This window comes from Micromonospora sp. URMC 105, assembly GCF_051386295.1.
Taxonomy (GTDB): domain Bacteria; phylum Actinomycetota; class Actinomycetes; order Mycobacteriales; family Micromonosporaceae; genus Micromonospora.
On sequence record NZ_JBPQTL010000166.1, the window covers coordinates 1 to 6,144 of the forward strand.

Below are 6,144 nucleotides of genomic sequence, written 5' to 3' on the forward strand. Positions count from 1 at the left end.
CGGCGGCGTGGGGCGGGCTGGTGGGGTGCTCGCGAGGGGTGCTCACCCGCTCATAATCACCCGATCACGGTTAACGCAAAATGAACTCCGGCGGGTCGGCTCAGGCCATCGTCGGCAATGTCACCCGGACGACCTCGCCGTCCGGACCGAGCTCCACCCGTAGCCGCTGCCCGAGGCGGAGCAGTCGCAGCCCGGAGGCGTCGAAGGCGGGCGCCGGGAAGGCCAGCTCGGTGCCGTCGTCCAGGAGCAGCACGCCCGTGCGGGTCTGCGCGTCGAAGGTCGCCACCGTGCCCTGCATGCCAGCACCGTACCCCGGGGGCCGGTCAGCGGGTCGCGGTGAGCGCGGCGGTGCGGGGCCCCAGCCCGAGGTGCCGCGCCGCGGCCAGGTCGGCCGCGGTGTCCACGTCGCGGCGCAGCGAGGGCCACCGCCCGGCCAGCGGCAGTGCCCCGCTCGCCGCGTGCGCCGCCGCCGAACCGACCCCGAACCGGGGCTCCAGCGGCACGCCGGGCGGTGCGGTGAGCAGCACGGTGCCGCTGCCCGGGGCGTCGGCCACGAAACGGCGTACCCCCGGATCGTCGGCGGCGGCCCGCAGCGCCGCCGCCAGCTCGGCCGGGCGCAGCGCCGGCAGGTCGGCGGTGAGCCCCGCCACCCAGGCCTCCGGGGCGGCGGCCGCGGCGCCGCGCCGGAACGCGGCGTTCAACCCGGCCTCCGGCTCGTCCGGCACGATCCGGGCGCCCGCCGCGCCGAGCAGCTGCGCCGCCCGCTCGTCGCCGGTGACCACCAGGACCTCGGTGACCGCGGGGCAGGCCCGCACCGCGCGGACCGTGTCGGCCGCCAGCGCCAGCGCCAGCTCCTCGTGGGGTACGGCCGGCAGCGCCCCCCGCAGCCGGCTCTTCGCCGCCCCCAGGTGCTTCACCGGCACCACCACGGTCCACCTCGGCTGACCCACGCGACAATCCTGCCAGCGTCGACGGGGCCACCCGCACTGGCCGTACCCGGGGCGAGCAGGCATGATTTCCGCTGCGGGCCGCGCCGGGTGGGTGCGGCGCGCGGGTCGGGGCGACGAGGAGGCAGGGTGTGACACGGCGCAGGCTGGGTTTCTGGCGACGTTTCGCCGTGGCGCTGGTCAAGCCCGTGATGCTGGTCTGGACCCGGCGCACCTGGCACGGCGCCGAGCAGCTACGCCGCGACGGCGGCATCATCATCGTGCCCAACCACATCTCGCACGCCGACCCGCTGGTCTCCGCGCACTTCATCTACGAGGCCGGGCGCTGGCCGCAGTACCTCGGCAAGGCCAGCGTGTTCCGGGTGCCGGTGATCGGGTGGATCCTGCACCGCTGCCGGCAGATCCCGGTGGAACGCGGCACCGCCGACGCGGTCAAGTCGCTGGACAAGCTGATCGCCGCGCTCGACGCCGGTGGCGCGGTGGTGATCTACCCCGAGGGCACCATCACCCGCGAGCCGGAGCTGTGGCCGATGAAGGGCAAGACCGGGGCGGCCCGGCTGGCGCTGGCCACCGGCGCGCCGGTCATCCCGATGGCGATGTGGGGCCCGGAGAAGCTGTTCGACCCGCGGAACAACCGCTTCGGCCTGCGGCCCCGCATCCCGGTGACCGTGGTCGCCGGCGAGCCGGTCGACCTCAGCCGGTGGGCGGGCGCCACCCCGAGCCGAGTGGTGCTGGAAGAGATGACCGAAGAGATCATGCTGAGCCTGCGCGACCTGCTCGCCGGCATCCGGGGCGGCACACCGCCCCCGCTGTGGGAACGTCCCGCCCGTCTGCGTACTCCCGAGGTGACCGAATGAGCGAGCGAGTCAGGCAGCTCAGCGCGTCGATGTCCGATGGCGCTGCCGAGCGACGGGAGGCGACGGCATGAGCGGGCACGTGGCGGTGCTGGGGGCCGGTTCCTGGGGGACCGCCTTCGCCAAGATCCTCGCCGACGCCGGCCGGGACGTGACGATCTGGGCCCGGCGGGAGTCGGTGGCCGACGCGATCCGGGTCCACCGGCGCAACCCGGACTACCTGCCCGACCTGCGGCTGCCCGAGCGGGTCACCGCGACCGGCGAGGCCGCCAAGGCGATCTCCGGCGCCGAGCTGGTGGTGCTCTCGGTGCCCTCGCAGACGCTACGCGGCAACCTGGCCGACTGGGCCGGTCACCTCGCCCCGGACTCGACCCTGGTCTCCCTGATGAAGGGGATCGAGCTGGGCACCACCCGGCGGATGAGCCAGGTGATCGTCGAGACCGCCGGGGTCAGCCCGGACCGGGTGGTGGTGGTCTCCGGGCCGAACCTGGCCCCCGAGATCGCCGCCGAGCAGCCCGCCGCGACCGTGGTCGCCGGCACCGACGCCCGCCGCACCACGCTGGTGCAGTCCTCGATCCGGACGCCGTACTTCCGTCCGTACACCAACGACGACGTGATCGGCTGCGAGCTGGGCGGGGCGGTCAAGAACGTGATCGCCCTGGCGTACGGAATCGCCACCGCGATGGGGTTCGGCGACAACACCCGGGCGATGCTGATGACCCGGGGTCTCGCCGAGACCGCCCGGCTGGGCGTCGCGCTCGGCGCCGACCCGATCACCTTCGCCGGCCTGGCCGGCATGGGCGACCTGGTCGCCTCCTGCTCCTCGCCGCTGGCCCGCAACCGCACCTTCGGCGAGCACCTCGGCCGGGGAGAGACCCTGGAGCAGGCGCAGGCGGCGACCCGGCAGACCGCCGAGGGCGTGAAGAGCTGCCTGGCCATCCGGGACCTGGCCCGGGCGCACGGGGTCGAGATGCCGATCACCGAGCAGATCGAGCGGATCTGCCACGAGGGCATGGACCCGCGGCTCGCCGTGGACGCCCTGATGAGCCGCACCGCCAAGCCGGAGTCGTACGAGTGAGCGACGACGCGCCGCAGTGGCGGGACGGCACCCGCTGCGTCCGGGCCGGGCTGCCGGAGCCGGTGCCCGGGGACCCGTTCCTGCCCGGGCCGGTCTTCGCCGCGCCGTACCACCTCGACCCGTGGGAGGGGCCGGCCGCCGCGGCGAACGGCTACGGCCGGCCGGACAACCCCACCCGGCGGCTGCTGGAGTCGGCCATCGGGGAGCTGGAGGGGGGCGACTGCCGGGTCTTCGCCAGCGGGCAGGCCGCCATCACCGGGCTGCTGCTGGCGGTGCTGCGCCCGGGGGACACCGTGCTCCTGCCCGCCGACGGGTACTTCCCGGTGCGCGCCTTCGCCACCGCCGCCCTGGAGCGGATCGGGGTGCGGGTCGGATTCGTGCCGACCGTCGGGCCGTACCCGTCGTTGGAGGGCGTCCGGCTGCTGATGTTGGAGACCCCGGCGAACCCCGGCCTGGACGTGGTCGACATCGCCGCGCTCGCCCAGCGGACGCGGGCCGCCGGCACCCTGCTCGTGGTCGACAACACCACCGCCACCCCGCTCGGGCAGCGCCCGCTGGACCTCGGCGCCGACCTGGTGGTCGCCTCCGGCACGAAGGCGCTGACCGGGCACTCCGACCTGCTCCTGGGCTACGTGGCGGCCCGCTCGGCCGAGTTGCTGGAGACCCTGACCGCCTGGCGCACCACCACCGGCGCGGTGCCCGGGGCCTTCGACGCCTGGCTGGCGCACCGGTCGCTGGCCACCCTCGACCTGCGGCTGGCCCGGCAGTCGGCCAACGCGGCGGCGGTGGCCGAGCTGCTCGCCGGGCGGGCCGACGTGACCGGGCTGCGCTGGCCGGGGCGGCCGGAGGACCCGGCGTACCCGGTGGCGTCGACGCAGATGCGGCGGATGCCCGGCGTGGTCTCCTTCGACCTCGGTGACGCCGCCCGGGTGAGCCGGTTCGTCGACGCCGCCCGGCTGGTCGCCGCCGCGACGTCCTTCGGTGGTTTGCACACCACCGCCGACCGGCGGGCGCAGTGGGGCGACGACACCACGCCGGGCTTCGTCCGGCTCTCCTGCGGGGTGGAGGACACCGCCGATCTGGTGGCCGACATCGCCGCCGCGCTGGACGCCGCCGGGGCGGCCGGTCCGCTATCGTGATCACGGCCCGCACGGGTCCCCGACCGGAGGAGGTGAGTCCGATCCGCCAGACAGCAGGAACGGCGCTCCCCTCCGAGTCCCCGTCGCACCGCTAGGCGACGGCCGGGAGCGCCGACGAGCGTTCCCGAAAGGCATCCCATGGCACCGACCGCGTTCCGCCCCGACCGCCCCGCCCTCGTCTCGCGGCTGCGCGCCGCCGGCTGCGTCTACGCCGAGGACGAGGCGGAACTGCTCCTCGCCGCCGCCGACTCCGCCGAGACGCTGACCGCGCTCGCCGACCGCCGGGTCGCCGGCGTTCCCCTGGAACACCTGCTCGGCTGGGCCGAGTTCTGCGGCCTGCGGGTCGCCGTCGACCCCGGCGTCTTCGTGCCCCGCGCGCGTACCGCCCTGCTGGTGGAGGCCGCGGCGGCGGTCGCCGGGCCGGCGCCGGTGGTGGTCGACCTCTGCTGCGGCTCCGGCGGCACCACGCTCGCGCTCGCGGCCCGCCTCGCCCCGCGCCGGCTCGCCGCCGTGGACGTGGACCCGGCCGCGGTGGCCTGCGCCCGGCGCAACCTCGCCGGGCGGGACGTGCCGGTCCTGACCGGCGACCTGTACGACCCGCTCCCGCCGTCCTGGCGCGGCCGCCTCGACCTGGTGGTCGCCAACGCCCCGTACGTGCCCACCGAGGCGGTGGCGCTGCTGCCGGCCGAGGCGCGGCTGCACGAAGCGCCGGTGGCGCTGGACGGCGGCGCGGACGGGCTGGCCGTGCTGCGGCGGGTGGCGCGGGGCGCGGTGGAGTGGCTGGCGCCCGGCGGACACCTGGTGGTGGAGATCAGCGACCGCCAGGCGGAGGCGCTCTGCGCCTCGATGCGCGCGCTGGGCCTGGTGCCGGCGGTGGTGCGCGCCCCGGAGTGGGACGCCACCGCCGTCACCGCCCGCCGGCCGGTCTGAGCGGCCGGGTCCGGCCTTTGGGCTGAGTGGCCGGGCCCGGCGTCCGGGCTGAGCGGCCGGGCTCGTCGGGTGGCCCGGGTGGGATGGCCGTTCGCGGCATGGCGGGGGCGGAAAACGGGAACTAGCCTCGCCATCAGGTTCGCGTGGGAGGCGGTGGCGGGTGGGCGGCGAGGACGTGCCGGTGGTGGTCGGCCTGGACAACGGTGGCACGAGCGACAACGCCACCGTGCTCACCCTGGACGGGCGGTTCCTGGTCGACGGGCTGCTGGAGATCCCCAGCGAGGTCCAGGCCGGTCCGGAGGCGGCGATCGAGGCGCTGGCCCGCGCGCTGGACGGCGTGCTGGCGCACACCGGCGTACCGCGTGAGCTGGTGCGGGCGGTCGGGCTGGACACGCCGGGCCCGGCCAGCGCCACCGGCGTCATCTCGTCCCGGGGGTCGACCAACTTCGCCCAGCCGGCCTGGCACGGGTACGACGTGCGCGGCGCGCTGGAGCGGCGGCTCGGCCTGCCGGTGGTCTACCACAACGACGGCAACGCGGCCGCGCTCTACGCCCACCACGTCCACTTCGGAGCGGACGCGATGACCCGCTCCTCGGTGTCGGCGATCGTCGGCACCGGGCTCGGCGGCGGGGTGGTGGAGAACGGCCGGGTGGTCACCGGTGCGGCCGGGATGGCCGGCGAGTTCGGGCACGTGCACATCCCGCTGACCGGCCTGCTCGCCCCCGGCCAGCCGGAGCCGACCTGCGCCTGCGGCTTCGTGGGGGACGCCGAGAGCATCGCCTCGCTGACCGGGATCCGGCGCAGCCTGCTGCCGTACTGGCTGACCCGCCACCCCGGTCACCCGCTCGCCGCCGAGCCGGTCGAGCGGGCCGCCAAGCTGCTGCGCGGGTACGCCGAGCGGGGCGACGAGCTGGCCCGGGAGGTCTTCGCCCAGCAGGCGGCGGCGCTCGGCCGGCTGTTCACCATCGCGGCCAACTTCACCGACCCGCACGCGTACTTCGTGGGGGGCGGCGTGGTGGAGGCGGCGCCGGAGTTCCGGGAGTGGTTCCTCGCCACCGTGCGCGCGCACACCGTGCTTCGCGCCGAGCAGGCCGCGATCGCCACCTTCGCCCTGGTCCCGGATCGCGACATGGCCGGCGCCCGGGGCGTGGCCATCGCCGCCCTGGAGAGCCTCCGCGCCACCCCGCCCCTGACCC

General features: G+C 76.1%; 7 protein-coding genes. 5 read left to right on the top strand and 2 right to left on the bottom strand.

Translation table 11 applies throughout. The features are described 5' to 3' along the window. Positions 1-100: 100 nt before the first annotated feature. Positions 101-298 carry a cold-shock protein gene (locus ACSNN7_RS28360; RefSeq protein ID WP_334450943.1) on the bottom strand — a complete coding sequence of 66 codons (198 nt, stop codon included), beginning with the start codon at positions 296-298 and terminating at the stop codon, positions 101-103. Positions 299-323: 25 nt separating this feature from the next. Next, positions 324-950 carry a 2-phospho-L-lactate guanylyltransferase gene (cofC, locus tag ACSNN7_RS28365; protein WP_436684118.1) on the bottom strand — a complete coding sequence of 209 codons (627 nt, stop codon included), beginning with the start codon at positions 948-950 and terminating at the stop codon, positions 324-326. Positions 951-1,078: 128 nt separating this feature from the next. Between cofC and ACSNN7_RS28370 the strand changes: the two genes are divergently transcribed. The 5 genes from ACSNN7_RS28370 to ACSNN7_RS28390 all read left to right on the top strand — a co-directional run. After that, positions 1,079-1,804 (top strand): lysophospholipid acyltransferase family protein, encoded by a 726-nt coding sequence (locus ACSNN7_RS28370; RefSeq protein WP_436684119.1) that lies wholly within the window; start codon positions 1,079-1,081, stop codon positions 1,802-1,804. 67 nt (positions 1,805-1,871) lie between these two features. Beyond that, positions 1,872-2,879, top strand: coding sequence for an NAD(P)H-dependent glycerol-3-phosphate dehydrogenase (locus tag ACSNN7_RS28375; RefSeq protein ID WP_436684120.1), 1,008 nt, complete (start codon positions 1,872-1,874; stop codon positions 2,877-2,879). Next, a complete protein-coding gene (locus tag ACSNN7_RS28380) occupies positions 2,876-4,018 on the top strand; it encodes a cystathionine gamma-lyase (protein WP_436684121.1) in 1,143 nt (380 codons plus the stop codon). The genes ACSNN7_RS28375 and ACSNN7_RS28380 overlap by 4 nt, the downstream gene beginning before the upstream one ends. Positions 4,019-4,156: 138 nt before the next feature. Beyond that, positions 4,157-4,948, top strand: a complete 792-nt coding sequence (locus ACSNN7_RS28385; RefSeq protein WP_436684122.1) for a putative protein N(5)-glutamine methyltransferase — start codon at positions 4,157-4,159, stop codon at positions 4,946-4,948. Between the two features lie 160 nt (positions 4,949-5,108). Continuing rightward, positions 5,109-6,144, top strand: a 1,036-nt coding sequence (locus tag ACSNN7_RS28390) for an ROK family protein (protein WP_436684123.1), incomplete at its 3' end; no start/stop codon positions are given.